Below are 22650 nucleotides of genomic sequence, written 5' to 3' on the forward strand. Positions count from 1 at the left end.
AAGCTGGTTGCGGGGAAGCGTGATTGCAGGCTCAAAACTTTTTCTCTCTCAAAGGACTTGAGGAACAGCAGAAAAACCTTTAAGCCGTGATGGTTACAGGGCAGCAGGTATTTTCAGGTATATATTTCAGGGTTGAAAGCCTGAGCCTGATGCCGGGATATTTCTGGAGATTAGTACTAACGCGGACTTTGCCCGCAACCCAATAAAGAAAAGAGCTTTTTTGACAGGATTAACAGGATTAAGAGATTGATTAAGAGAAAAACATTTTAGTCCTGGCCGGGAGCCAGGCCAAAAGGTAATCACTCCAGCACTCACTTTTTTTCCGGCACTCATGAATGCCAGAAGAAAGTGAGTGCTGGATGGCTAATGCAATCTGCGGCTTCCGGCCGCAGATTGCATTAGCCTGTCAATCCTGTTAATCCTGTCTAAGTTTCTTGTTTTTTATGACAGGGTTTCAGGAGTAAGTCTAAAGGAGATGAACCAGTGTATATAGTGACCGGAGGGGCCGGATTCATCGGCAGCGGATTTGTCTGGAAGCTGAACAGCATGGGGATTGAGGATGTTCTCATAGTGGATCGTCTGGGCCATAAAGAGAAATGGAAGAACCTGGTCAATCTGAGGTTTCAGGATTTTGAACACAAGGACTGCTTTCTGGACAGGCTGGAAAAAGGCGATTACGGAAGGGTGGAAGCCATAATCCACATGGGGGCCTGTTCTTCCACCACGGAAAGTGACGCTGATTATCTCATGTACAACAATTTCAGTTATTCTCAGAGACTGGCCAGGTACTGCATAAGCAGCGGCTCCAGGTTTATATATGCCAGCAGTGCTGCAACCTACGGGGACGGCAGCCGTGGATTCAGCGATGACCCGGAAATCATGCCGGATCTGCAGCCCCTGAACATGTACGGCTACTCCAAGCAGCTTTTTGATCTTTGGATGCATGCCCAGGGGTGGCTGGACAGGGCTGTAGGGCTCAAGTTCTTCAATGTTTACGGTCCCAACGAGTATCATAAGGAAGACATGCAGAGCGTGGTGCGCAAGGCATATTTCCAGGTGAAACAAACCGGGAGGGTGCGGCTTTTCAAATCCTATCATCCTGACTATGAGCACGGAGAGCAGAAAAGAGACTTTATTTATCTCAAGGACTGCCTGGAGGCCATGAGCTGTCTTCTGGAACACCAGGAAGTAAACGGGGTTTTCAACCTGGGTTCCGGGCGGGCCGAGTCCTGGAACGACCTGGCCGGTGCCGTGTTCAAAGCCCTGGGCCGGGAAACGGATATCGAATACATAGACATGCCCGAGGAAATACGTCCCAGATACCAGTATTTTACCCGGGCCCAGATGCACAGGCTGGAGGCCACCGGATGCCCGGTACGTTTTTCTTCCCTGGAAGAGGGGGTGCATGATTATATTCTAAATCACCTGGAACACGATGATCCCTATCTTTCACTGCGACCTTTTCAACGCCAATAAAAGCGACCCGGAATTTATGTTCAAAAAAATACTGCATCCCGTGGATTTGAACGAATCCCTTACTGAAATAAAGATAAGGGCTTCGTTTTTGTACAAGATGAAGGCCGAGGATATGGTGTTCTTTCATGTGCTCAACCCTGGACTGGGTGGCCACAAGCATGCCGAGTCCAGGCTCAGGCATTTTCAGAGCGCTCTGGATGAAGTTGGGATAAACGTACACTATAAAGTGGAAGAAGGACATGTGGCCTCAGAGATCACCAGGGAGGCCAGGGAGCAGGGCGCTGACCTTATTTATATTCCGGCAAGGGGCAGAAATTTTCTCATGAGCTCACTTCTGGGAAGCACCACCCAGGATGTGGTCCGCCTGGCGGACAGCCCGGTCTGGGTGCACAAGAAAAGACCTGATTTGCGGCATGAGGAGCAAATGCACCGGATCGTATTTGCAACGGATTTTCAGCAGGCAGCAGAAAAATGCTGTCAACCGGTGTTCTTTCTCGGGGAGCTGGTGCCGGAACTTGTAGTCCTGCATGTGGGGGAGAGAGCGGCTGATCCGTATTCGGAACAGCTTAGGCGGGAGCATGTCAATGTAAAGCTGGAAGAGCTAAAAGAGCAGTACTCGGGATATTACCGGAAGGTAAGGCAGATATCCAGGATCGGCTCTCCTGCCAGCCACATACTGGATGTGGTGGATGAAATCCAGGCAGACGCAGTGATCCTGGGAAGACTTAATGAGCCTTTTCCCCTGCATGTAATGGGCTCCACCTGCGCCAGAGTCGTTTCCCGGGTCAATAGTTCGGTTCTGTTGATTCCATAATGGCCAGGCTTTTCCTGCGACGTTTTTTTGGAACGGATGATTTCCAAAAAAGAGGCAAAACCTGATAAAAGCCAGCTGCAGCTGGTGCAAACCACAATTTCAGCCGGGTCTCAATATGTTCAAGGATACGGTTTTTGTTGCATCGTTAATCATTGTAGCCGGTTTTGTGCTGCTGGGAATATTTGACCAGGAACTTCTGGACAGCATTTCCACAACCATTCACGGCGGCATTATAGCCAGTTTCGGCTGGGCCTACCTCCTGGTGACCTTCTTTTTTCTGGTTTTCTGTATTGTCCTGGCCTTGAGCAAGTACGGCAATATCAAGCTGGGCAAGGACGAGGACAGGCCGGAGTATACTTATTTCGGGTGGTTCAGCATGCTCTTTGCCGCCGGCATGGGCATCGGGCTTATTTTCTGGGGGGTGGCTGAACCTTTGAGCCACTATATGCAGCCCCCGGAACATATAGAAAAGGAAAGCGGCCAGGCGGCCACCTTTGCCATGCGCTACAGCTTTTTTCACTGGGGCCTGCATCCGTGGGCGGTATACATCATCATGAGCATGAGCATTGCCTATTTTTCCTTTCGCAGGGATATGCCTCCGCTTATCAGTTCATGTTTTTACCCCTTGCTCGGGGACAGAATTTACGGGCTGCCGGGAAAGCTGATAGATATCCTGGCTGTTTTCGCCACCATATTCGGCATAGCCACTTCCCTGGGCCTGGGGGCGCTACAGATCAACAGCGGCCTGGAACATATCTATGGTCTTCCAGCCACAGACACCAGCACCCTGCTCATTATTCTTGTCACCACCATGCTGTTTATGATTTCCGCTACCGTGGGGCTGGACAAGGGGATTCAGACCCTGAGCAAGTCCAATATGTTTCTGGCTTTTCTGCTGGTGGTGTTTATGCTGGTTTTCGGACCCACTGCGTATATAATGACTGTTTTTACCGATACCATGGGCGGCTACTTAAGCGACGTCCTGGAGATGAGCCTCACCGTGAACCCGTTTCTGGGACATGAGTGGTACAAGGACTGGACCATATTCTACTGGGCCTGGTGGATAGCCTGGTCTCCTTTTGTGGGCATATTCGTGGCCCGTATTTCCCGTGGCCGGACCATCAGGGAGTTTATCAGCGGTGCCCTGCTGGTGCCCACCCTGCTCACCTTTATCTGGTTCGCCGTATTCGGCGGGTCCTCGCTTTACCTGGAACTGGAGGCAGGGGCCGCAGTAGGGGGGGCAGTCCTGGAGGACGTATCCACCGGGCTTTTTGCTGTGTTCGACCATTATCCAGGCTCGATAATCCTGTCCAATGCAGCTATTTTGCTCCTGGTTGTCTTTTTCGTAACATCAGCTGACTCAGCCACTTTTGTGCTGGGCATAATGACTTCCAGGGGATCGCTTAATCCCAGCCTGGGCAAAAAAATCGTCTGGGGGGTGACCCAGTCGTCAGTGGCGGCCATACTCCTGGTTTCAGGCGGTCTGGTGGCCCTGCAGCAGATGGCCATTACCGCTGCCCTGCCTTTCAGCTTTGTGCTTCTGCTTATGTGCTACAACCTTTGGAGAGGTCTGTCCGCAGAGGCAAAAGAAGGGCTCAACAGTCGTTTTTCCAGGAGATGACACGGGGGCAGGGGTGGGAGCTTTGAAAACGGTTTCCGCTTGCCCGAAAATGCATTTTTCATATGGGGTGCCTGTATGGATTTTTTTGCCACCTGGATGCTGGTGGGGCTGATAAGCGCAATAATCGCCGCACGCAAAGGACACAGCGGATGCGGATGGTTTGGACTGGGAATACTTCTGGGTCCATTTGGACTTATCATGGCCCTGCTGGCTCCAAAAAATCCGGATAATGTCCGCAAAATCGCCCATGCAGGGCATAAATGGAAAAAATGCCCTTACTGTGCAGAAAAAATCAGGGCCGAAGCCCGGAAATGCAGGTACTGCGGGGAAGCTTTCGGCAGCGGGGAGGGAGAGAAAATCGTTTCTGCTGCTTACGCAGGTACAGGGCTGGAAAAGATGCTGGAAGAGATCAGGTATAGACTTCTGGACACCAATCTCGGGGCATTTATTGTGTACTTTATAATTGCCGCAATTATCGTGTTCTACATATTCGGTTCAGGAAAAGAATAACCAGTTAACTCCCGGAGAAAAGAATGAAAATGATTTTGGCTGCCGCTCTGGTGCTGGCCCTGCTTTGTCCCCCGGGCCTGCGGGCGCAAGAGGTGAGCCTGGAGGACTATCTTTTGCAGTACGATTACGGTGATCGCTGGGACATGAAGATAGAGAGCCAACAGCTGGTGCGCATGCTTCAGGAAGAGAGGGTACAGTTTGTGGATATCAGGTTTGAAGAGGAGCATGCTGCCTGGCAGATGGGATTCGGCAAGCACATTCCCCTTCCGGATCTGCCGGAGAACCTGCACCGGCTGGACAGGGACAGGCTGGTGGTAACAGCCTGCCCGCACAGGGACAGAGCCATTATTGCCATGACCTACCTCAAAACAAAAGGCTTCCAGGTCAAGTACCTGACCGACGGCATGCTGGGCCTGGCCGAGTACCTGCGCGGAGACATGGCCCTGGAACTTACTGATCCATGAAAAGGGTGCGCAAGAAGTAAGTACTGAAGCAGCCAGGTTTTGGCAGTTCATGACAAAAATACCGGCGTATTTGCGTCAGGATTTTTCAGAGTCGGGCGTAAGGCTTTTCAGCAGCCTGCGGGCGTTTTTATGCCCGGGTTCAATAGCCAGGGCCTTCTCCGCCAGCCTTGCGGCCTCGCCGTTTTGTTTCAGGGCTGCATGCGTGGTGGCGATGTTGTAGGGCACGCTGGCATATCTGGTGAGCAGGTCGGGATTTAAGTCCACTGCCTTTTGGAAATGGGCCAGGGCGTTATAGTATTGCTTCCCCTGTGCATAAGCCAGCCCGATGTTGTAATAAAGCCCTTCATCACCAGGAGCTATTTGCAGTGCCTGCTGGTAGTATTCGATGGCCCTGGAAAGCTTGCCCTGCTGCCTCAGGTTGATCCCGATTTCGTTGAATATCCACAGGTCATCCCGGTTTAAATCTTTTCCTTTGTATTCGATGGCCTTTTCCAGGTATCTGGTGCTGAGTTCAGGTCTTATGTTCTGTATTTTTCGGGCTATCCTGGCCATGGTGGAGCTTATTATGTCCCTGGCCTGCTTCTGAACCTGTCTTATGGCCTGGTTGAAACTCTGAACTGCGTTTTCTTCGTCATCAAGATGTAAATAGGTACTGCCCAGTTCTATCTTGCGATCGTAGTTGAGCGGGGAAATTTTATCCAGTTTTTTCAGATATTCCAGCTTTTTCTCCAGATCCGCCATGGCATCGTAGAGGTTGACCAGCCTTTTTAACGGCTCCAGATACATTTTGCTTTCCCGGGATGCCCTTACATAGTAGCTTTCGGCCAGCTCAAAATCGTTCTGTGCCTTAGCTATGTCCCCCTTGAGAATAAACCCGGCCGCGCTGTCCGGCTTTTCCTTCAGGATGTCTTCCACTACTTTTCCGGCCTGGTCCAGGTCATTGGTGAGGATCAGGGCCTTGGCCTGATTGAATTTTTGGGACAGAGCATCATTGGGCTTGAAAGTAAGGCTTATCTTTTGAATGATGGAGTGTATGGACACCGGCTTTACGATGACGTTGTCTGCACCCATTTCATACATCTGCGCTACATTGTCACTGTCAGTCTCGGCTGTAAGAGTAATAAACCTGCACTCATCTCCAAAGCTGGACTTTAAGTCTCTTAACCTGAAAATATTTTTGTTGCCCTCAATAATGTTTTCGATCAAAAAAATTATGTTGGCGTATGTACCTGAGTTTAAAAGAGCCCTGGCGTCTGAAGATACACTATCAATATATCTTCTGTAGATCAGGGCGCTGGTGTCTACGTCCAGGTATCTAAACGAGGCCACCATGGTCTTGTAAAAAAGCACATCATCGGTGACGGTAAATATGCATCCGTTCCTGGCGGAGATAAACTCCCTGAAGGTTTCATTGTATTTTTTGTCTGCTTGTTTATTCACCATCTTGACCTCGGTTCACCATTTGTATGCATGGCAGAATCCTTTGTTGCGGTCCGGCTTGCCACCTTTTTTTGTTCTTTTCCTGTTGATTTCCGGACGCGCCTGAAAGAATTCAGATGGGACTGCTGTGACAATATATATAGCCTACACCAAAGCAGGACACAAGCGGATTTTTAACATACGCCCCATAGATGTTTTTTATAGGCGAGTTATTCATGCTGCACCTGCAAAAAGTCGGGAAATGAATATGTTAGGCATCAACCACGCGTCCTGCCACGCGCTTCGCGTGGTTCGCGTGACAAAAATGACTTTTTGCAGTCACATCATTCATGGTTGTTTCGCCAGTACTCAGGCTGTTGCCCCCTGGTTCTGCAAGAATCCCGGATTTTTTCAGGCAAGGCCCGGATGGGTCTAATGCCGGCGTCATCCAGATCCGCCCAGGGTTCTCTGGGTGTTTCAGTGCGCTTGCCGCGTCTGTGGGCGCATTTTTCATCTTCCAGGGCCCGCAACAGGCCGGCTGTCATGGCCACCACCACCAGAGAAAAGGGCAGGGCTCCCATTATCACCGCGGACTGAAGCACTTCCAGCCCGCCTGCCGCCAGAAGTATTGCAGTCAAAAGGGCCAGGACCACGGCCCAGAAGACCCTGTGGATGCGCGGAGGCTCGGGGTCCCCGCCGGAAAGTATGGTATTGACCACCAGGGTGCCGGCATTGGCAGAAGTGATTAAAAAGGTGGCGATGAGCAGAAGCATTCCAATAGAGGCTGCAATTCCTACAAGTCCCAGGTCCAGCCCCTGCAGCATGGCGAAAAGGGCCACGGCCACGTCCTCCTCGACAGCATCGATTATGCCCCCGGAGCCGAAAAGTTCCTGGTACAGGGCTGAGCCACCGAACAGCCCCATCCAGACCATGGTCACCACGGTGGGCACCAGAAGCACACCCATGATAAATTCGCTGAAGGTCCTGCCCCTGGAGATGCGCGCGATAAACATGCCCACAAAAGGCGCCCAGGCCAGCCACCATCCCCAGTAGAAAACCGTCCATTCCGCCTGCCAGCCGTCCTCCAGGGCTGCATGGGTATACAGGTTCATCACCAGCAGATTTTGAGCATAATAGCCGGCCGCCTCCACGGTCATGGCTATGAGGTGATTGGTGGGTCCCCAGAGCATGAGAAAAGCCATGGCCGCTACCGAAAGCCCGAGGTTCAGCTCAGACATCCAGCGCACTCCGCGGTTCAGCCCGGAAACCACTGTGACGGCGGCAATGCCCATGATGCAGGCGGTGATCACCAGCTGCAGAAAAAGAGTAGCCTCCAGGTCGAATACAGCCCCGAGTCCTGAATTGAGCTGCTGCACCCCCAGACCCAGTGTGGTAACTATGCCGAAAACCGTGCCGAATACAGCCAGGGTATCCACAACGTCCCCGGATACCCCCCTGATCCTTTCTCCAAGGATAGGGTAAAGTGCTGAGCGGATGGTCAAGGGCAGGTCACGGCGAAAGGAAAAGTAGGCCAGGACCAGACCCACAAAAGCAAAAATCGCCCAGCCGTTCAGGCCCCAGTGAAAAAAAGTCAGCCTGAGTGCGGCTATGGCGGCTTCCGGGGTGCCGCCTTCTTCAACAAAGGGATTGTCGTGAAACTGCAAAACAGGCTGGGCCACCGACCAGAAGATTATGCCCACGCCCATTCCGGCTGCAAAAAGCATGGCCACCCAGGAGACAAAGGAAAACTCCGGCCTTTCGTCATCGTGGCCCAGACGGACGTCCTTGTAGTGTCCGATGCCCAGCCAGACCATAAAAAAAAGCAGAAAGGCCACCAGGATCACATAATACCATTCCAGGAAGGGGTTGAGAAAATCCCTGGCTGCGCTCAGATTGTCCGACAAAATCTCCGTATAAAATGCTCCGTATACAAGGGCCGCCAGGATAATCGCAGTGGATATTACAGTCAGGCGGGCGTTCATGCCCTTGAAGATCCCGGATTCTTTCTGAAAAGCCATTTATTTGTCTCCTGAAGCCAGAATATTAAAACGAAAGCCAGTGCATAATGTGGTGACATTCAGTGGCGGGACTGTCCCCATGGCCTGGTGCAAGTAATCACCACAGAGGAACCCCCTGAATGGCTACAAAATATGCTGGTATTCATTAAAAGCTTGAAAACACATGTCAATCAGTGAAAGCATTGTTCAGCATTTTTTTTAATCACCCCAGGTTTTCCTGGATGAGTTCAGCCAGCCTCTGGGCCGGCTCGGAAGGCCTTCCCGGACTGCGGTGCAGTGCGATTTCCACTGCAGGCAGGACGGGCAGCCCGGCCGGGCCTTCCGGTTCGATTTCGCGCAGTTCGCCGCGCAGCATGGAACGGGTGACAACTGTTACGGCCAGGCCGGCTGAAACAGCGCTTCGAAGGCCCTCCAGAGAACGGCTGGTATAGGCGATGCGCCACTCGCGTCCAGCCCCGGCCAGGGCCTCAAGGGTCATTTCCCTGAATACACAGAATCCTTCCGGGAAAAGGGCCAGGGGAAGCACTTCCTGGTGCTCGGTGGCGGTATGTACCGCCGCGGCCCAGACCAGCTGCTCCGAGCGCAGCACATGTCCGCCCGGACTTTTGGGCTGTCTGGTCACCAGGGCCAGGTCGATATTTCCTCCCCGGATCTCCTGCATAAGTTCCACCGAGAGTTCGCAGCGTACATCCAGAGTGACCCCGGGGTAGAGTTCAGCGAAACGGGCCAGGATGTCCGGCAGATAAAAGGCGTAATCATCCGGGATGCCCAGGCGGACAGCTCCGGCCACCCCCGGAATTTTAAGTGCCTGCCAGGCCTGTTCGTTCAGGTGAAGCATGCGGCGGGCATAGTCCAGCAGGACCTCTCCAGCCGGGGTCAGGGCAATTTGCCCTGGTCTGCGGTTTAAAAGTCTTTTGCCCACATCATCTTCCAGCCTTTTCATCTGCATGCTGATGCTGGACTGGGTGCGGTTCAGCCTGCGGGCCGCCTCGGTAAATCCCCCGCAATCCACTATGGTTGCAAAAGTTATGGCCAGATTCAGGTCCAGTACGGGTCTTGGGATGTTCATCAAAATAATTGATCCTTAGTTCAAAACTATTAATTTGCTTGATGCTTATAACCAGCTTACCAGGAAAAGGCAACCAGTTGTTTAATGGATGTTACTAACTTTAATGACAGTAAATTTGCCATGGAGATAGAGCATGAGTGTAATAGCAGGACAAACCGGACACAGGATTGAAATATCGCAGTTAAAAGGGACTTTACTGGGCAGTATGGCGGTTCTCATGTGGGGTTTTCTGCCCCTGCTGCGCCTCATGGCGGGAGAGGTTCCCCCTTTGCAGCTGACCTTTATGTCTCTTTTTACAGCCGCCCTGGCCGTCTTAACCTGGGGCAAAACCCGCAGGAAAATATATGGAAAGCCATGGCATGACCATGGACAAAGAGATGTTTTTCTGGCTGCCGGATTTCTGCTGGGGGCGGTGGTATTCTATTTTGCAGCTCTGATGCAGGCCCCGGCTGCCGAGGTGGCTCTGATTACATATCTGTGGCCCCTGGGCCTGGCGGCTGCTATCTGCATCAGTGCCGGAAGAAGGCCAGGGCTTAACATGTGGACAGGTCTTCTGCTGTCTTTTTCTGGTGCGGCCCTGGCTCTGTTAAGCGGAAACGAGGGACAGGGCGGAAGCACCATGGACCCGGGTAGGGCGGCCGGTTATGCCCTGGGTCTGGCCAGCGGGGCATGCTGGCTTGGATATTCCCTTATGCTGGGCAGGCTTCCGACTAATGCCGGGCTGCATGCAGGCATTTTCGCATGGGCCGGGATTGCTGCTGCTTTATTGCATTTGCTGCTGGAACACACGGTTCTGGATCTGTCTTTTGCAGTCCTTCTGACCACCGCATGTATAGGCATAGGGCCTTATGGACTTGCTTTCATGGCCTGGGGTCAGGGCCTTAGATACGGCCATGCAGGTTTATTAAGCGCCCTTTGCTATACAGTGCCGGTGGTGGCCACCACTCTGCTTATCCTGGCCGGGATGGAGGCCTGGAGAATGGAACTGGCCCTGGCCGCCCTGGCCGTGACCTGCGGGGCGTGGCTGGCCGGCAGGGACAGGAATAAAACCCTGGCTGAAGCATGATGATTCTAAGAAATATATCTGCTATGTCTTACCGTATACCGGAAACATTACCGCAATATAAAAATGATATTTCCTTCTTTTTAAGGCAGAATTAAAGATTTTGAACAGCGTAACAGTTTATCTATTTGCATGTGGCATGGGGACTGCTTAGCAGGATAGCTGGCAAAAAAACTGATTAATTTACATTTCCAAGGGCAGTTGCTCGCCTGTTTCATTATCTGCACAGAAGTTCTTACCATATTTAACAACTAATTAATCCCTTTACACCAATTCAATGCTGTATATAGGTTTAATAGTGTACACCAGTCAGTTTGTAGTAATTTATTGCCAGGCAAGATTTAATTATTCAGTCGTAGAAAAATTTTTGTGTAGTAAGCACAAAATAATGTTCAAGTGAGGTGATGGATTATGTTTCTGGATAAGATATGGGGTAAAAAAACAGAACAGACCGTTGAAGATCTGCCTCTATCCACCAGGAGTCTTTGCCCGGAGTGCCGTGAAACAATAGAGGCCCAGCTGGTGGAGGAGAATGGACAGGTTTTGATGTATAAAACCTGCCCGGAACATGGGGAGTTCAGAGAGATCATAAGTGCAGACAGGGATTTTTTTATGAAAATGCGCCGCACCCATTATGAAAGACCGGCAGGACTGGACAGGCCTCAAACAAAGGTGGAACAGGGATGTCCCCACGATTGCGGGATATGCCCCAGTCATCGGTCTTTTCCTTCCATGGTCAACATTGATCTGACCAACCGGTGCAACCTGAATTGCCCCATTTGTTTTGCCAATTCCAATGCCATGGGCCGAGTATACGAGCTGGACTGGGAGCAGATCAACCATGTAATTGACTCCGTGGCAGCTCTGGGTCCCTACCCTGTGATCTGCGTGCAGTTCGCTGGTGGCGAGCCTACTATACATCCCCATTTTCTGGATGCAGTATGTCTGGCAAAGTCCCGGGAGTTTGCCCAGGTCCAGGCAGCCAGCAATGGCGTGCTGTTCGCCGGTAATTATGGTTTTGCAGAAAAGGCTGCCGAAGCTGGTCTGGATGTTGTGTACCTGCAGTTCGACGGCATGAGCGATGATATATACCGCGACACAAGAGGCCGGCCTATGTTTGAGACCAAGATGCAGGCCATAGACAACCTGGGGCGGGCCGGAATCCGGGTGGCCCTGGTCCCCACCATCGTCAAAGGCTTTAATGATCATCAGGTGGGAGACATACTGCGCTTTGCCGTAAGAAACCCGGAGGTTGTAACCGCCATAAGCTGGCAGCCAGTGTCTTTTACCGGCCGCATAGACGAATCCAGACGCCAGGAGATGCGCTTCACCACTGCTGATCTGGCCAGGGAACTGCAGGAACAGACTGGATTACTGGATATGCACCGTGACTGGTATCCTTTTTCCATTGTCTCTCCGCTGTCCAGATTCCTGGAAGCGGTGACCGGCGAAAAAAAGGCACATACAAACTGTCATCCCCATTGCGGATGTGTAACCTATCTGGTTGTGGACAAACAGACCGGCCAGGCTGTGCCCTTTCCAGCCTTTCTGGATGTTGAAGCCCTTGCGGCCAGCCTGAACAAAAAGGCCGGGCGGCTGGAGCATTATCCCTGGTTGAAAAATGCCCTGTCTCTACAGTTCAAGGGCGAACTCAAGAAACATTTCCGCCGGGAAAACGCCCCTGAGGGCTGGGATCATGAGACGCTGATGCAGTTTGTAGACAGCCTGATTCATCTGGGAGAAGGGCACAAGGTTGACAAAAAGGTTCAGAAAGAGGCCATTCAGGGCCGCCGTTTCGAGATTATCATGTCTGCGGCCATGCATTTCCAGGATCTGTACAACTATGAACTGGACCGGGTCCAGTACTGCGCTGTGCATTATGCCGATCCTGAAGGCCGCCTGTACCCCTTTTGCACCTGGAACAGCGGCCCCTGTCACCGTTACAGGGTAGAGGAAATGTATGCCAGGGCACTGAATAAAAACAGGCAGGCCGAGACGGAAACCGCAGCCTCCTGATCCGGGAATGTCCGGTACCGACATGTAAAAATGGCGGTGCCGGCTCACCCATCTGCTGATGAGAGTTGATGTTTTCAGGCATGAAGGAGGTAAATATGCGTATCCTTTTGATCAACACCCCCTTTCACAGTGCATACAAGAAGTTTACCCAGGAGTTTCCTCCCCTGGGCATAGCCTATATTGCCGGGATGCTGAGAAAGTCCGGCCATGATGTTCATCTGCTGGATCTGAACGCTTCTGATACAGGGGAGTATCCAGGATTCAGGCGTTTCGACCTGATTGGAATATCCGCGGATACACCAAGACATGACAAAGCCCTGGCCCTGGCTGCTCAGGCCAGAGAGCATCAGGTTCCTGTTGCTCTTGGAGGCCCGCATGTAAGTTTTTTGCCGGAAGAGAGCCTGAAATCCGGGTATGTGGACTACGTAGTCAGGGGAGAAGGTGAGTATCCCATGCTTTACCTGGCTGAATTTCTGGCAGGAGAACGCTCTCTGGAAGATGTGCCGGCTGTTTCTTATCTTTTGGAAGGCGAGGCGGTGCACAACCCGGATCAATGTATTGCAAAAGACATTGATTCTCTGCCCTTTCCGGCCAGGGATCTTTTGCCCATGGACAAATACAGGACCCACCTGAATAAAAAAAGGGCCACATCAATGATCAGCAGCAGGGGCTGTCCCTTCAACTGCTCCTTCTGCGCTTCCTCGCAGCTGTTCGGAGCCAGATGGCGGGCCAGGGAACCGGAAGCCATTGTCGATGAAATCGAGCATGTACAGCAAAGATACCAGGTTTCCAATATTTTGTTTGTTGACGACAATTTCACACTGGACCCCCAGAGGACCGTACGCATTAGCGAACTGATCTGTAAAAAGGATCTCAACATCCAGTGGCTTTGTTTTTCCAGGGTGAATACCATTGTGGAAAATGAAGACATGGTCCAGGGTATGGCTGAAAGTGGGGTCAGGATGATGTTTCTGGGCGTGGAAAGCCCTGACCCAAGGGTGCTTGAAAGCTACAACAAGAAAATCACTGCCGAGACCTCATTCAGGGCACTGGAGATATTGAAGAAATACAGTATAGACGCCCTGGCCAGTTTTATAATCGGCAACCTGAACGAGGACAGCAGGATGATCAAAAATACCATAAGGTTTGCAAACAAGCTCAATCCAAAGACCGCCCAGTTTTCCATTCTTACCCCCTATCCCGGTACCAGACTGTACAATGAGGTAAAAGACCGTATACTGACCTTTGACTGGTCCAGATACGACGGCATGCACGCTACAATCAAACCTGACCGGGTCAGGGCTGAGGAACTGGAGAGGCTGATAAAAAAGGCCTACGTGTCCTTTTATCTGCATCCCGGCAAGATTCTTGCTCATCCTGTAGCCGGAATGCGCAATCTGTTCATGGTGCCCAGGCTGCTGAAGGCTCAGAGTTCGTGAATCTGGAGCCTGGCCGGGTCCAGGTGCTGTCTGGCCAGGTGCAGTAAGTGTGTGTGGTGGGTGAAGAACAGAACCTGGGTCTGCTTAGACAGAAGGGCCAGTTCCTGCAGGGTCTGTGCGGATCTTTCATCGTCAAAGTGGACCAGAATGTCATCCACTATAAAGGGGAAAGGAGGATTGCTGTCCAGGTAATGCCTGATCCCGCCCAGGCGCAGGGCCAGAAAGAGCTGGTCCCTGGTGCCGTCGCTCATTTCTTCCACTCCAAGACCGGTGCCGTCCATGCGCAGGGCTTTAAGCACGGGCTCGCCGCGCTGATCGTAGTCCGCATAGATGCCGGTGAGGGAGCCAAGAGTGATTCTGTTCAAGGTTTTGCCGGCCATTTCCAGGACCGGCCCCTGGTTGGCCTGTCTGAATCGCTCCATCTCGGAGCCCAGGATGGTTTCGGCCAGGCGAAGCTGGATGTATTCCTGCACCTCCTGTTCAAGCTCGGATTTTTGCTCCTGGATCTGCTGACTAATATCCGCGGCCTTTGAGGTTCCGTCCAGGTCCTGCAGCTCCTTTTCCAGGGTGGCGTGTTCACTGATTATTTCCTCTCGCTTTTTTTCCAGCTCCTCTTTTTCCTCTGCAAGCTCTGTGGACAAAGCCTGCAGTTCCTGCATGTCCCGGGCGGAAGCGTCATTTATGAATTTCTCCAGGTCCTCGCCTCCGGCCAGTTCCTGCAGTTGCTCCTCCTGCTGTCTTAGCTCTGTGCGCAGTTCCTGCTTCATTGCGGCCTTTTCCTCCAGGGCGGGCAGTTCTTCGGGGTGCTCTGCCCCGGCTTCTCTGCAAAGCTGTTCCAGTTCCCTTTGCAGGGTCTGGATTCTGCCTTCTTCCTGGTCCAGTTTTGTGCGTATCTTACGTCGCTCCTGCTGCAGATGCTCCTGCCTGGACTGCTTTTTCTCTTCCTGGTCCAGTTCCAGGGCGAGCGCCTCCAGGATTTCCAGAGGGGAGGCCCTGCCGGGGTTTCGCTTAAGTTCCTGCACAAGGCCTTGAACCGCAGAGTCGAATTCCCGGACTTTTTGTTCCAGGCCGGCTTTTCTCTGCTGCAGGGAGCGCATTCTGCCGCAGGCAGCAAAGAGGTCCTGGCGCAGCTGGATCTCTTCCTGCACGGTCCGGATATCGCTGTCAGGGTCAAGGCTCAGGGACTCAAGAGCCCGGATCCAGTTTTGCCTCCAAGTATTCAGGTCTTCCTGGACTGCGCCGGCCTGCTCCCCGGCTTTTTGCAGCTTTTTTTCCGCGCTGCGGATTTCCTTGCGCAACAGATCAGCTGTAGCCAGATCATCCCTGGCCCGGTCCCGGTACTTATCAACAATACGGTTCAGGGTGGCAGGGTCATGTCCTTGGGCGGCGCTGTATCCGGCACTTTCCAGAGCCTTTGCGCCCTGGGTGCAAAGGCTCTGCAGTTCCTGCTCGTATTCTTCCAGGGCCTGCTGGTACTGCTGTTTTTCCTGGACCTGGCGGATAAGTTCCTGGGCCCTGTACAGCCAGGCCTGCATTTCCCGGGGGGACAGGGGCTCAATGCCTGTTTCACTCCAGAGGGCCTGCCATTCCCGGCAGGCCTGCTGGTAATCGGCCCCGGCCTTATCCAGGTCTTTGCTGGCCTGGTCAATCTTCTGGCTGCAGGCCTGGATTTCATCATGCAGGGCCTTGAGTCTGGCCAGGTGGTGTGCCCGGTCCAGCATCTGGTCCGTGGTCTGGTCCAGCTCTGATATGCTTTGTTCAAAGCTGGAGGCCAGGTCTTCTCCTCCGGCCTGGTGCAGGTATTCATGGATCTCTTCAGGGGACTGCGTGCCTTGCAGCCATGATTTTTTGATAAGACTCCAACCCTGGTCCCGGACCTTCCTCCGGGACTCCAGGTCCCGGGGCAATGGCAGGGCATGTTCTTTCTGCCTGCGCTCAAGTTCTGCCTGTCTGTCTGCCAGTTCCTGGTTCAGTTCCTGGTGTTTGTGGCGGGCGGATTCCAGTTGCTTTTCTTTTGCATCCAGAAGACTCTGCATGCGCTCCAGGCTTTCAGGCAGGGGCAGAGGCAGCCCGGGCAGGCTCCGGGAATCCAGGCTGGCAAGTCCCAGGGAGGATATACCGGCTTGGATCTGTAGCTGCAGGCTCTGTACTTTTTCCCCGGCCTTGCGGATCTTGTCCTGCAGGTCTTCTCCAGAGGTTAGTTTCTTAGATACGGCATCCAGAAGCTCAATGTCCGGAAGCGGTGGCATTTTTTTGAGATCTCTGCGACAAAGGCGCAGGATACGGGCCTGTTCCAGCATGGATTCCCGGGCCTGACTTGCCTTCTGGTCCAGGGAGCTTTTTTCACTGGCCAGTTCCTGAATGCGGCTCTGGTGCTTGCGATCAGGGGCCAGATGGTCCATGTCGCTGCAGGATACGGAGCTGCCAAGCATGGCCTTTTTGTCCTGGATGGTCTGCTCCAGGGTGATCTTTTCCGCTTCAAGGTCCTGCAGTTCCTGCATGGCCTGCTGTATCAGGGCCACCTGGCCGGAAAGGGTCCTGATACGCGGAGCGAACCGGATAAGACCGGAATCAATTTCCAGTTCTGACAGCTCCTGTTCAAGGTCCTGCAGCTCCTTTTGCCGGTCCCGGCGATCCTGACGGGCGTTTTCCAGGCTGCTTGCCGCCTTGACCCTGCGCTGGCTGAAGTCCTGCTCCAGCCTGGGGACATGCTCCAGTTCCCCGAGCTGCCTGAGCAGGTCCCTGCGCCTGGCAATGCGGGGCAGGGCCCTGATACAGGTGGAGTGCCACGCAAGGTCGGCCTCAAGCTGTTTAAGCCGGGAGAGAGTGTTCTGCTTCTGGTGGAGCTTTTGTTTGAGTTCATTCTGCAGGTTTTTCCAGCGCTCGGGTTTGATGGATGCCTGGCGCAGTTCCCTGCCCAGCTCTGCCATGGAGGACTTTTTCTGCATGATCCGGGTGGATGAAGCCCTGGGCCGGAAAAGTTCGTCGGCCCGCTTGTGCAGGTCTTCCCGGACCCGGCGCAGGTGCATGATCCCGGCTGCGGCCGAGAAAAGGGCCTGGCCCAGATGGCCCTGGGCCCGCAGGATTTCTTTTCCCCCGGCCCGCAGGTTGTCATGGCTTATGCCGAACATTGCCGAGAACATGTCTCTGCTCATGCCGGACATGAGCCTGTTTACGGCTTCCTGGGGCACGGGACTGTTAGATGCGTCCAGAAGATCGTTCTTGCGCCTCTTGTAGCGGGTGATTTCCCATTGCTGTCCGCTGTCCAGCTCCAGGCAGGCGCCCACGGCCAGGTCCTTGTTCTGGTGCAGGAATCCGTCTCTGGTCTGGTGGTCAAAGCCGTAAAACAGGGTGGTCAGGGCGCGCAGGGCTGTGCTTTTACCGGCTTCGTTGGGACCGTAGATGAGTTGCAGGCCGCCGTTTTGTTCCAGCTGGAGCTCTGTGCCGGTGAAATGCCCGTAGGCTTTTAGTTTGAGTGTGTTTATTTTCATGGTTGTCTACGCTTTCCCGCAGTCTGCAGTCCTGGTCCGGGGTATGGGTCTGGAGCCGCGGTTATATTCTCAGGAGCCGTTTCCGGTACTGGACATGTCCCGGGCCAGCAGGGTCATGACCATATCCCGGCAGCGGGATACATACTCCTGTCTGGTGTGGGGGTCGTCCAGGTCCGGCAGTTCCACCCCGGTGCCGCCAAGCTTGGCCCTAAGCTCTGTCAGATCCAGGTCCAGGGACTTAAACAGTTCCGGATCCTGTTCCAGTGCCTGCATATATCCGGCCAGATGGGCCAGGGCCGTGCCCGAAGCCTTGATTTCCTCCCAGTCCAGGGCCGGAGTGCACTGGTTGAAAATTTTTTCCACCCAGATGGTTTGTCCGGAGATGTCCGTGGCCAGGTTGCGGATCTCGGCCTGCAGTCCGGCAAAATCATGCATAATGTCTGAAAAGGCCCCTGTGGTGCCCTTTAAGGTGAGGCGCAGGCCCAGGAGTTTTTCACTGTCTCTGGCTGCGGATATGTTTTCCAGCTCCCGGCTGACCAGGTCCAGTACAGCCCCCCGGGTCTTAAGCCCCGAGACGTCCAGTTCCATGTGCTGCCAGCGCAGGACGTCCAGTTCCACCCGCTCGATATTTATCCTGCCGGAAGGGTCCACGTCCACGCGCATGCAGCCTTTGCCCCCTGGTTCGCGGATATGGCGTCCCTGGATGCATCCGCTGAAGATGACCGGCGGATCCCGGTGCAAGATTTCATGGCGGTGGATGTGTCCCAGGGCCCAGTAGTCGTAGCCCTTTGCCAGGAGCTGGTTCAGGGTGCACGGGGCGTATCCGCTGTGTTCCGGAGTGCCGGACAGGGATGTGTGCAGAAGGCCTATGTTGAACATGCCCGGGACCGGGTCCGGGTAGTTCAGGGCCAGATTCTCCAGGACGGCTTCCCGGTCATAGCTCTGACCGTGAACTGCAGTGCCCAGGTCCTCCAGTTTCCAGGTGGCGGGCCTGGCAGCTGAAAAAGTAAAGACATTGTCCGGAAGGCGCAAAGACTTAGTCATCCTGTTCTGGGCGTCATGATTGCCCCGGATGAGGGCCACCCGGGTCCCGGCTTCCCGCAGCCTGCTCATCTGGGCGGAAAAGTGCAGCGGGGTCTGAAAGTCCGGGCAGTCACCGTCGTAGAGATCCCCGGCAATGAGCAGCAGGGGGATGCGATGTTCCAGTACGTAGTTTACCAGGTTGTCCAGGGCCTTGCGGGTGGCCTGGCGTATTTCCCGGGCCGGTGCTCCCTCGTAGCGGCTCAGGCCGTGCAGAGGGCTGTCCAGGTGGATATCTGCGGCGTGGATGAATGTAAGCATGATGGGAACAGTTTAACAGGGGTGGGTGTGGGGGGCAAGGGGCTAAGGGCATGGAGCATGGAGAAAGGGGCAGAGGGCATGAGTTATGGAGTGATGGGCGCTGGGGGAAAGCGGCATCAGTCCTCAAACAGGGTGATGTCGCCCGGCTTGCCGGCGATGTCTTTGACCCGCCTGGAAGCCTTTTTTTCTTTGCGGGCGATTTTTTGTAACTGGAGAGAAGGGAGCTTTTTGACATAAGCATCGCCGGTATCAGTGTAAAAAAAGACTTTTCTGGAATCAGATCCACCAATGTCGCTGTTTATCAGCCTGATATTTTCCATTTGCAAAAATTCAATGACAAATGCGGATATCTTGTCCCCTACTCCGTTTTCCCTGGAGATGGAGGGCAGCACGTGAGCGCCTCCGAAGACCTTGGCCTGAAGGCTGTTGCGCTTTGCCCCCAGTTTCATCATCCTGTTGATGAGCAGCTCCATGGCATTGACCCCGTAGCGGGCGGAAACATCAAAGTGATTAAGGTCCGCTTTTCCCGGAAGGAGGATGTGGTTCATGCCGCCTATGAGGCTGCGGGGGTCGAAAAGGCATGCTGCAACGCATGATCCAAGAACCGTATGGATGATGGATGGACTGGCGCTGGCATGGTATTCACCTATGTGAATGTTTACATTTTTTCTCATAACGTTTCGGTGCCTGTAATTGTTTCCAGATCAATGTGCTCCAGGGTGTAAGAAGGGGGATGACTTGCATCCATAACAGTCAAGGCCAGGCGGTACTCCTGGTCATCAAAGGCGCACAGGGCTGCTGCGCAGCGGGTTTTTACCCCCTTGCGGGTAAGGTATACCTGTACCTCGGGGTTAAAAACTATCTCCAGATCTTTTAAAGGCAGGCTAAGTCCCAGGCCTGTGGCCTTCATGCAGCTCTCCCTGAGCACCCAGCCTTGGATCAGTGCGGCCTGCCGTCTGTTGGGAGGCAGGGTTTGCAGCCAGTCAAGTTCCCTTTGTGGATAGTATCTCCTGGCCACTGCCGTGATATCCCTTTGTACTTTTTCAATGTCCAGGCCGAGCGGTTTGTCTCCTGCGCCGCAGACCACCCATTTTCCGGAATGCGAGATATTGAACTGGAGTTCAGGCAGTTGAGGCAAATACGGCTTGCCGTTTGAGCCGGTCACCGTAAGGGGAGGGACACTAAACCCGGGTGCATGTTTTTTTATAACATAAGCCAGGAGCAGCCCAGCCCCTGCGCACCTGGACCGGTCCTGTTTTTTCCGGAGCCTGGAAAGGGCCGCGATCCGTTCCTGGCCAAGCCACGGCTTCCACCTGTCCTGGTCCGGGTCCAGGGAGGATATGTCCAGGGCATATATGTTTGTGGCCGGGTATCTATGCAGCATAAAGGGTCCTTGTGGTATACTTCAGTTTTCATCCGGAATCAGTTTAATCTCAGGGGTGAGCTTCTTACGGGAATCAGGTTCTGGTTCAAAACGAAGTTTTATGGTTATACCAAATCCTGAAAAGGTTCAAACATGATTTGCAACTGCCTAGCACTACAGCGAAAGTTCACGTGCAGCACAGTACCGGTACTTCTTCCAGGAAAAAATTTTTACTCATTTTTAGTCAAACCTGTTTTGGGTAAAAAAAGCCACTTTTTACCCATTTTGAGTTTGACTTGATTTGGGTAAAAAGTGGCGGGTCGGATATGGAAAGCGCTAAACAGGTACCCCTTTGCAGTTTTAGCCAGCATCAGGGAGCTAGTCCCCGGGGAAGACAATCAAAGTTTCGCTGTAGTGCTAGACTTTGCTGAATAGTTACAACACTTTTTAGAACTAATTGTAACTGTTCAGCATATTTTGTGTGTACTCTTGTTCTGGCCATCGGTGTCGGGGTCGGTATCGGGGTCGGGGTCGATAGAAAACCGAAAGCCAAAGTTGCGTTGGGCCTTCCCCAACAGCTTCGATACCGATCCCGATTCCGATACCGACCCCGACAAACCCCGTTATCATGGTGAACAGTTACAAATAATTTTACTTGGCATTTTTTAAACGGATGGGCTATAAATAATGCGGATGGTTTTGATGTCCTTCAACAACAAATAATACATGAAGCCGGAACAAGACATGAAAGTATGGCCGGGCACCCCGTATCCTCTGGGGGCAATTTATGACGGTGCGGGCACCAATTTCGCAATTTTTTCCGGCATAGCTGAAAAGGTAGAGCTGTGTCTGTTTGATGCGGACGGGCAGGAGAGCAGGGTGGAGCTTCCGGAAGTCACCGGGCACTGCTGGCACGGCTATCTGCCAGAGATTGAACCCTGCCAGCATTACGGTTTTCGCGTGCACGGGCCGTGGCAGCCTGAAGAAGGGCACCGCTGCAACCCGGCCAAGCTGCTTCTGGACCCTTACGCCAAGGCGGTGGACGGGCAGATAAAGTGGGATGAAGCCCTTTTTCCCTACAACCTTCAAGACGGTCCGGAAAGCCGCAATGATAAAGACAGCGCCTCGTTTATGCCACGAAGCGTGGTGCATCAGCCGGACTTTGACTGGGGCGGAGACCGGCTTCTTGGCCGTCCCTGGCACGAGACAGTGATTTACGAGACCCATGTCAAGGGGTTCTCCATGCGCCATCCGGAAATTCCGGAAAATATCCGGGGTACTTATGCGGGTCTTGGACACCCGGTGGCAGTGGAGCACCTGCAAAAGCTGGGAATCACCGCAGTGGAGCTTATGCCGGTACATTACTTTATCCATGACAAGCACCTGGTGGACAAGGGCCTGCGCAACTACTGGGGTTACAATTCCATAGGCTTTTTCGCCCCGCACAGTGAGTACGCCTCGGGCAACAGGCCCGGCGAGGTGGTGGCCGAATTCAAGCAGATGGTCAAGAATCTGCACCAGGCAGGCCTGGAGGTCATCCTGGACGTGGTCTACAACCACACCGGAGAGGGCAACCACCTGGGGCCTGTTCTGTCCTTCAAGGGCATAGACAACGCCTATTACTACAGGACCATGCCCGATGATGCCCGCTATTACATGGATTATACCGGCACGGGCAACAGTCTGAATATGCGTCATCCCCACGTCCTGCAGCTGCTCATGGACTCCCTGCGCTACTGGGTCCTGGAAATGCACGTGGACGGATTCCGCTTTGACCTGGCCTCCACCCTGGCCAGGGAGTTGCACGACGTGGACAGGCTCTCTGCCTTTTTTGATCTTATCCAGCAGGACCCGGTCATCAGCCAGGTCAAGCTCATTGCCGAGCCCTGGGATGTGGGCGAGGGCGGCTACCAGGTGGGCAATTTCCCTCCGGTGTGGTCGGAGTGGAACGGCAAGTACCGCGATTGCGTGCGCGATTTCTGGGCCGGGAGGGATCAGACCCTGGGGGAGTTCGCCTACCGTCTCACCGGCAGCCCGGATCTTTATGCCGACGACTCCCGGCAGCCCTTTGCCAGCATCAATTTCATCACCGCCCATGACGGATTCACCCTGCGGGACCTGGTATCCTATGACCGCAAGCATAATGAGGCCAACGGCGAGGACAACAACGACGGCCACGACGACGAAGGCTCGTGGAACTGCGGAGCGGAAGGACCCACTGACGATCCGGAGGTTCTGGCCCTGCGGGCCAGGCAGCAGCGCAACTTCCTGGCCACTTTGATCCTGTCCCAGGGAGTGCCCATGCTCCTGGGCGGGGATGAAACGGGCCGCACCCAGCAGGGCAACAACAACGCCTATTGCCAGGACAACGAGATTTCCTGGTATGACTGGGAAAACGCGGACCTGGATCTGCTGGCCTTCACAGAGAAACTCATCAGTTATTTTCACAGACATCCGGTGTTCCGGCGCAGGCGCTGGTTTCACGGCCGCGAAATACACGGTCTGGAAATAACCGACATCGCCTGGTTCACCCATCTGGGAGAGCA

Annotated in this window: 16 protein-coding genes; 9 read left to right on the plus strand and 7 right to left on the minus strand. The window is 53.7% G+C overall.

Translation table 11 applies throughout. The annotated features are described in order from the left end of the window. Window positions 1-483 precede the first annotated feature (483 nt). The 5 genes from rfaD to D5S03_RS03520 all read left to right on the plus strand — a co-directional run bounded on the left by rfaD (window position 484) and on the right by D5S03_RS03520 (window position 4885). On the plus strand, window positions 484-1476 hold the full coding sequence (rfaD, locus tag D5S03_RS03500; RefSeq protein WP_287042690.1) for an ADP-glyceromanno-heptose 6-epimerase: 993 nt from the start codon (window positions 484-486) through the stop codon (window positions 1474-1476). A gap of 16 nt (window positions 1477-1492) precedes the next feature. Then, window positions 1493-2290 carry a universal stress protein gene (locus tag D5S03_RS03505; RefSeq protein ID WP_287042691.1) on the plus strand — a complete coding sequence of 266 codons (798 nt, stop codon included), beginning with the start codon at window positions 1493-1495 and terminating at the stop codon, window positions 2288-2290. Window positions 2291-2405: 115 nt separating this feature from the next. Next, entirely contained in the window at window positions 2406-3911 is a 1506-nt protein-coding gene (locus tag D5S03_RS03510; RefSeq protein WP_287042692.1) for a glycine betaine uptake BCCT transporter, read from the plus strand. Window positions 3912-3986: 75 nt separating this feature from the next. Continuing rightward, the gene (locus D5S03_RS03515) at window positions 3987-4421 is read left to right on the plus strand and encodes a zinc ribbon domain-containing protein (protein WP_287042693.1); all 435 of its coding nucleotides are present in this window, start codon (window positions 3987-3989) and stop codon (window positions 4419-4421) included. A gap of 23 nt (window positions 4422-4444) precedes the next feature. Continuing rightward, window positions 4445-4885: a rhodanese-like domain-containing protein gene (locus D5S03_RS03520; RefSeq protein WP_287042694.1), complete on the plus strand. Its 441-nt coding sequence runs from the start codon at window positions 4445-4447 to the stop codon at window positions 4883-4885. Window positions 4886-4960: 75 nt separating this feature from the next. Here D5S03_RS03520 and D5S03_RS03525 read toward each other — a convergent pair whose 3' ends face one another. The 3 genes from D5S03_RS03525 to D5S03_RS03535 all read right to left on the minus strand — a co-directional run bounded on the left by D5S03_RS03525 (window position 4961) and on the right by D5S03_RS03535 (window position 9391). Next, window positions 4961-6328: a tetratricopeptide repeat protein gene (locus D5S03_RS03525; protein ID WP_287042695.1), complete on the minus strand. Its 1368-nt coding sequence runs from the start codon at window positions 6326-6328 to the stop codon at window positions 4961-4963. Window positions 6329-6648: 320 nt separating this feature from the next. Beyond that, complete coding sequence (locus tag D5S03_RS03530; protein WP_287042696.1) at window positions 6649-8322, minus strand: BCCT family transporter; 1674 nt, start codon at window positions 8320-8322, stop codon at window positions 6649-6651. Between the two features lie 202 nt (window positions 8323-8524). Beyond that, complete coding sequence (locus D5S03_RS03535; protein WP_008870188.1) at window positions 8525-9391, minus strand: LysR substrate-binding domain-containing protein; 867 nt, start codon at window positions 9389-9391, stop codon at window positions 8525-8527. 133 nt (window positions 9392-9524) lie between these two features. On the opposite strand from D5S03_RS03535, the gene D5S03_RS03540 reads away from it, so the two are divergent. The 3 genes from D5S03_RS03540 (at window position 9525) to D5S03_RS03550 (ending at window position 13909) form a co-directional block, all read left to right on the plus strand. After that, the gene (locus tag D5S03_RS03540) at window positions 9525-10457 is read left to right on the plus strand and encodes a DMT family transporter (protein WP_008870189.1); all 933 of its coding nucleotides are present in this window, start codon (window positions 9525-9527) and stop codon (window positions 10455-10457) included. A gap of 408 nt (window positions 10458-10865) precedes the next feature. Next, the gene (tes, locus tag D5S03_RS03545) at window positions 10866-12470 is read left to right on the plus strand and encodes a tetraether lipid synthase Tes (protein ID WP_287042697.1); all 1605 of its coding nucleotides are present in this window, start codon (window positions 10866-10868) and stop codon (window positions 12468-12470) included. A 95-nt stretch (window positions 12471-12565) separates the two neighbouring features. Continuing rightward, window positions 12566-13909, plus strand: a complete 1344-nt coding sequence (locus tag D5S03_RS03550; protein ID WP_287042698.1) for a B12-binding domain-containing radical SAM protein — start codon at window positions 12566-12568, stop codon at window positions 13907-13909. Here the strand turns inward: D5S03_RS03550 and D5S03_RS03555 are convergent. The 4 genes from D5S03_RS03555 to D5S03_RS03570 all read right to left on the minus strand — a co-directional run bounded on the left by D5S03_RS03555 (window position 13897) and on the right by D5S03_RS03570 (window position 20125). Continuing rightward, entirely contained in the window at window positions 13897-17400 is a 3504-nt protein-coding gene (locus tag D5S03_RS03555) for a YhaN family protein (RefSeq protein ID WP_287042699.1), read from the minus strand. The genes D5S03_RS03550 and D5S03_RS03555 overlap by 13 nt on opposite strands. Window positions 17401-17469: 69 nt before the next feature. Then, the gene (locus D5S03_RS03560; protein ID WP_008870193.1) at window positions 17470-18741 is read right to left on the minus strand and encodes a metallophosphoesterase family protein; all 1272 of its coding nucleotides are present in this window, start codon (window positions 18739-18741) and stop codon (window positions 17470-17472) included. 116 nt (window positions 18742-18857) lie between these two features. Beyond that, window positions 18858-19415 (minus strand): chemotaxis protein CheD, encoded by a 558-nt coding sequence (locus D5S03_RS03565; RefSeq protein ID WP_008870194.1) that lies wholly within the window; start codon window positions 19413-19415, stop codon window positions 18858-18860. Then, window positions 19412-20125 carry a 4'-phosphopantetheinyl transferase family protein gene (locus tag D5S03_RS03570; RefSeq protein ID WP_008870195.1) on the minus strand — a complete coding sequence of 238 codons (714 nt, stop codon included), beginning with the start codon at window positions 20123-20125 and terminating at the stop codon, window positions 19412-19414. Before D5S03_RS03570 ends, D5S03_RS03565 begins: the two co-directional genes overlap by 4 nt. A gap of 723 nt (window positions 20126-20848) precedes the next feature. Between D5S03_RS03570 and glgX the strand changes: the two genes are divergently transcribed. Further along, a partial coding sequence (gene glgX, locus D5S03_RS03575) for a glycogen debranching protein GlgX (protein ID WP_287042700.1) occupies window positions 20849-22650 on the plus strand: 1802 nt, incomplete at its 3' end.

This window comes from Desulfonatronospira sp. MSAO_Bac3 (assembly GCF_003838035.1).
GTDB classification, from domain to species: Bacteria; Desulfobacterota; Desulfovibrionia; order Desulfovibrionales; family Desulfonatronovibrionaceae; genus Desulfonatronospira; species Desulfonatronospira thiodismutans.

Excerpts from the sequence above, each read along its gene's own strand:
- D5S03_RS03505 (WP_287042691.1), top strand. The coding sequence starts at position 1,493 with ATGTTCAAAAAAATACTGCATCCCGTGGATTTGAACGAATCCCTTACT.
- D5S03_RS03510 (WP_287042692.1), top strand. The coding sequence starts at position 2,406 with ATGTTCAAGGATACGGTTTTTGTTGCATCGTTAATCATTGTAGCCGGT.
- D5S03_RS03515 (WP_287042693.1), top strand. The coding sequence starts at position 3,987 with ATGGATTTTTTTGCCACCTGGATGCTGGTGGGGCTGATAAGCGCAATA.
- D5S03_RS03520 (WP_287042694.1), top strand. The coding sequence starts at position 4,445 with ATGAAAATGATTTTGGCTGCCGCTCTGGTGCTGGCCCTGCTTTGTCCC.
- D5S03_RS03525 (WP_287042695.1), bottom strand. The coding sequence starts at position 6,328 with ATGGTGAATAAACAAGCAGACAAAAAATACAATGAAACCTTCAGGGAG.
- D5S03_RS03530 (WP_287042696.1), bottom strand. The coding sequence starts at position 8,322 with ATGGCTTTTCAGAAAGAATCCGGGATCTTCAAGGGCATGAACGCCCGC.
- D5S03_RS03535 (WP_008870188.1), bottom strand. The coding sequence starts at position 9,391 with ATGAACATCCCAAGACCCGTACTGGACCTGAATCTGGCCATAACTTTT.
- D5S03_RS03540 (WP_008870189.1), top strand. The coding sequence starts at position 9,525 with ATGAGTGTAATAGCAGGACAAACCGGACACAGGATTGAAATATCGCAG.
- tes (WP_287042697.1), top strand. The coding sequence starts at position 10,866 with ATGTTTCTGGATAAGATATGGGGTAAAAAAACAGAACAGACCGTTGAA.
- D5S03_RS03550 (WP_287042698.1), top strand. The coding sequence starts at position 12,566 with ATGCGTATCCTTTTGATCAACACCCCCTTTCACAGTGCATACAAGAAG.
- D5S03_RS03555 (WP_287042699.1), bottom strand. The coding sequence starts at position 17,400 with ATGAAAATAAACACACTCAAACTAAAAGCCTACGGGCATTTCACCGGC.
- D5S03_RS03560 (WP_008870193.1), bottom strand. The coding sequence starts at position 18,741 with ATGCTTACATTCATCCACGCCGCAGATATCCACCTGGACAGCCCTCTG.
- D5S03_RS03565 (WP_008870194.1), bottom strand. The coding sequence starts at position 19,415 with ATGAGAAAAAATGTAAACATTCACATAGGTGAATACCATGCCAGCGCC.
- D5S03_RS03570 (WP_008870195.1), bottom strand. The coding sequence starts at position 20,125 with ATGCTGCATAGATACCCGGCCACAAACATATATGCCCTGGACATATCC.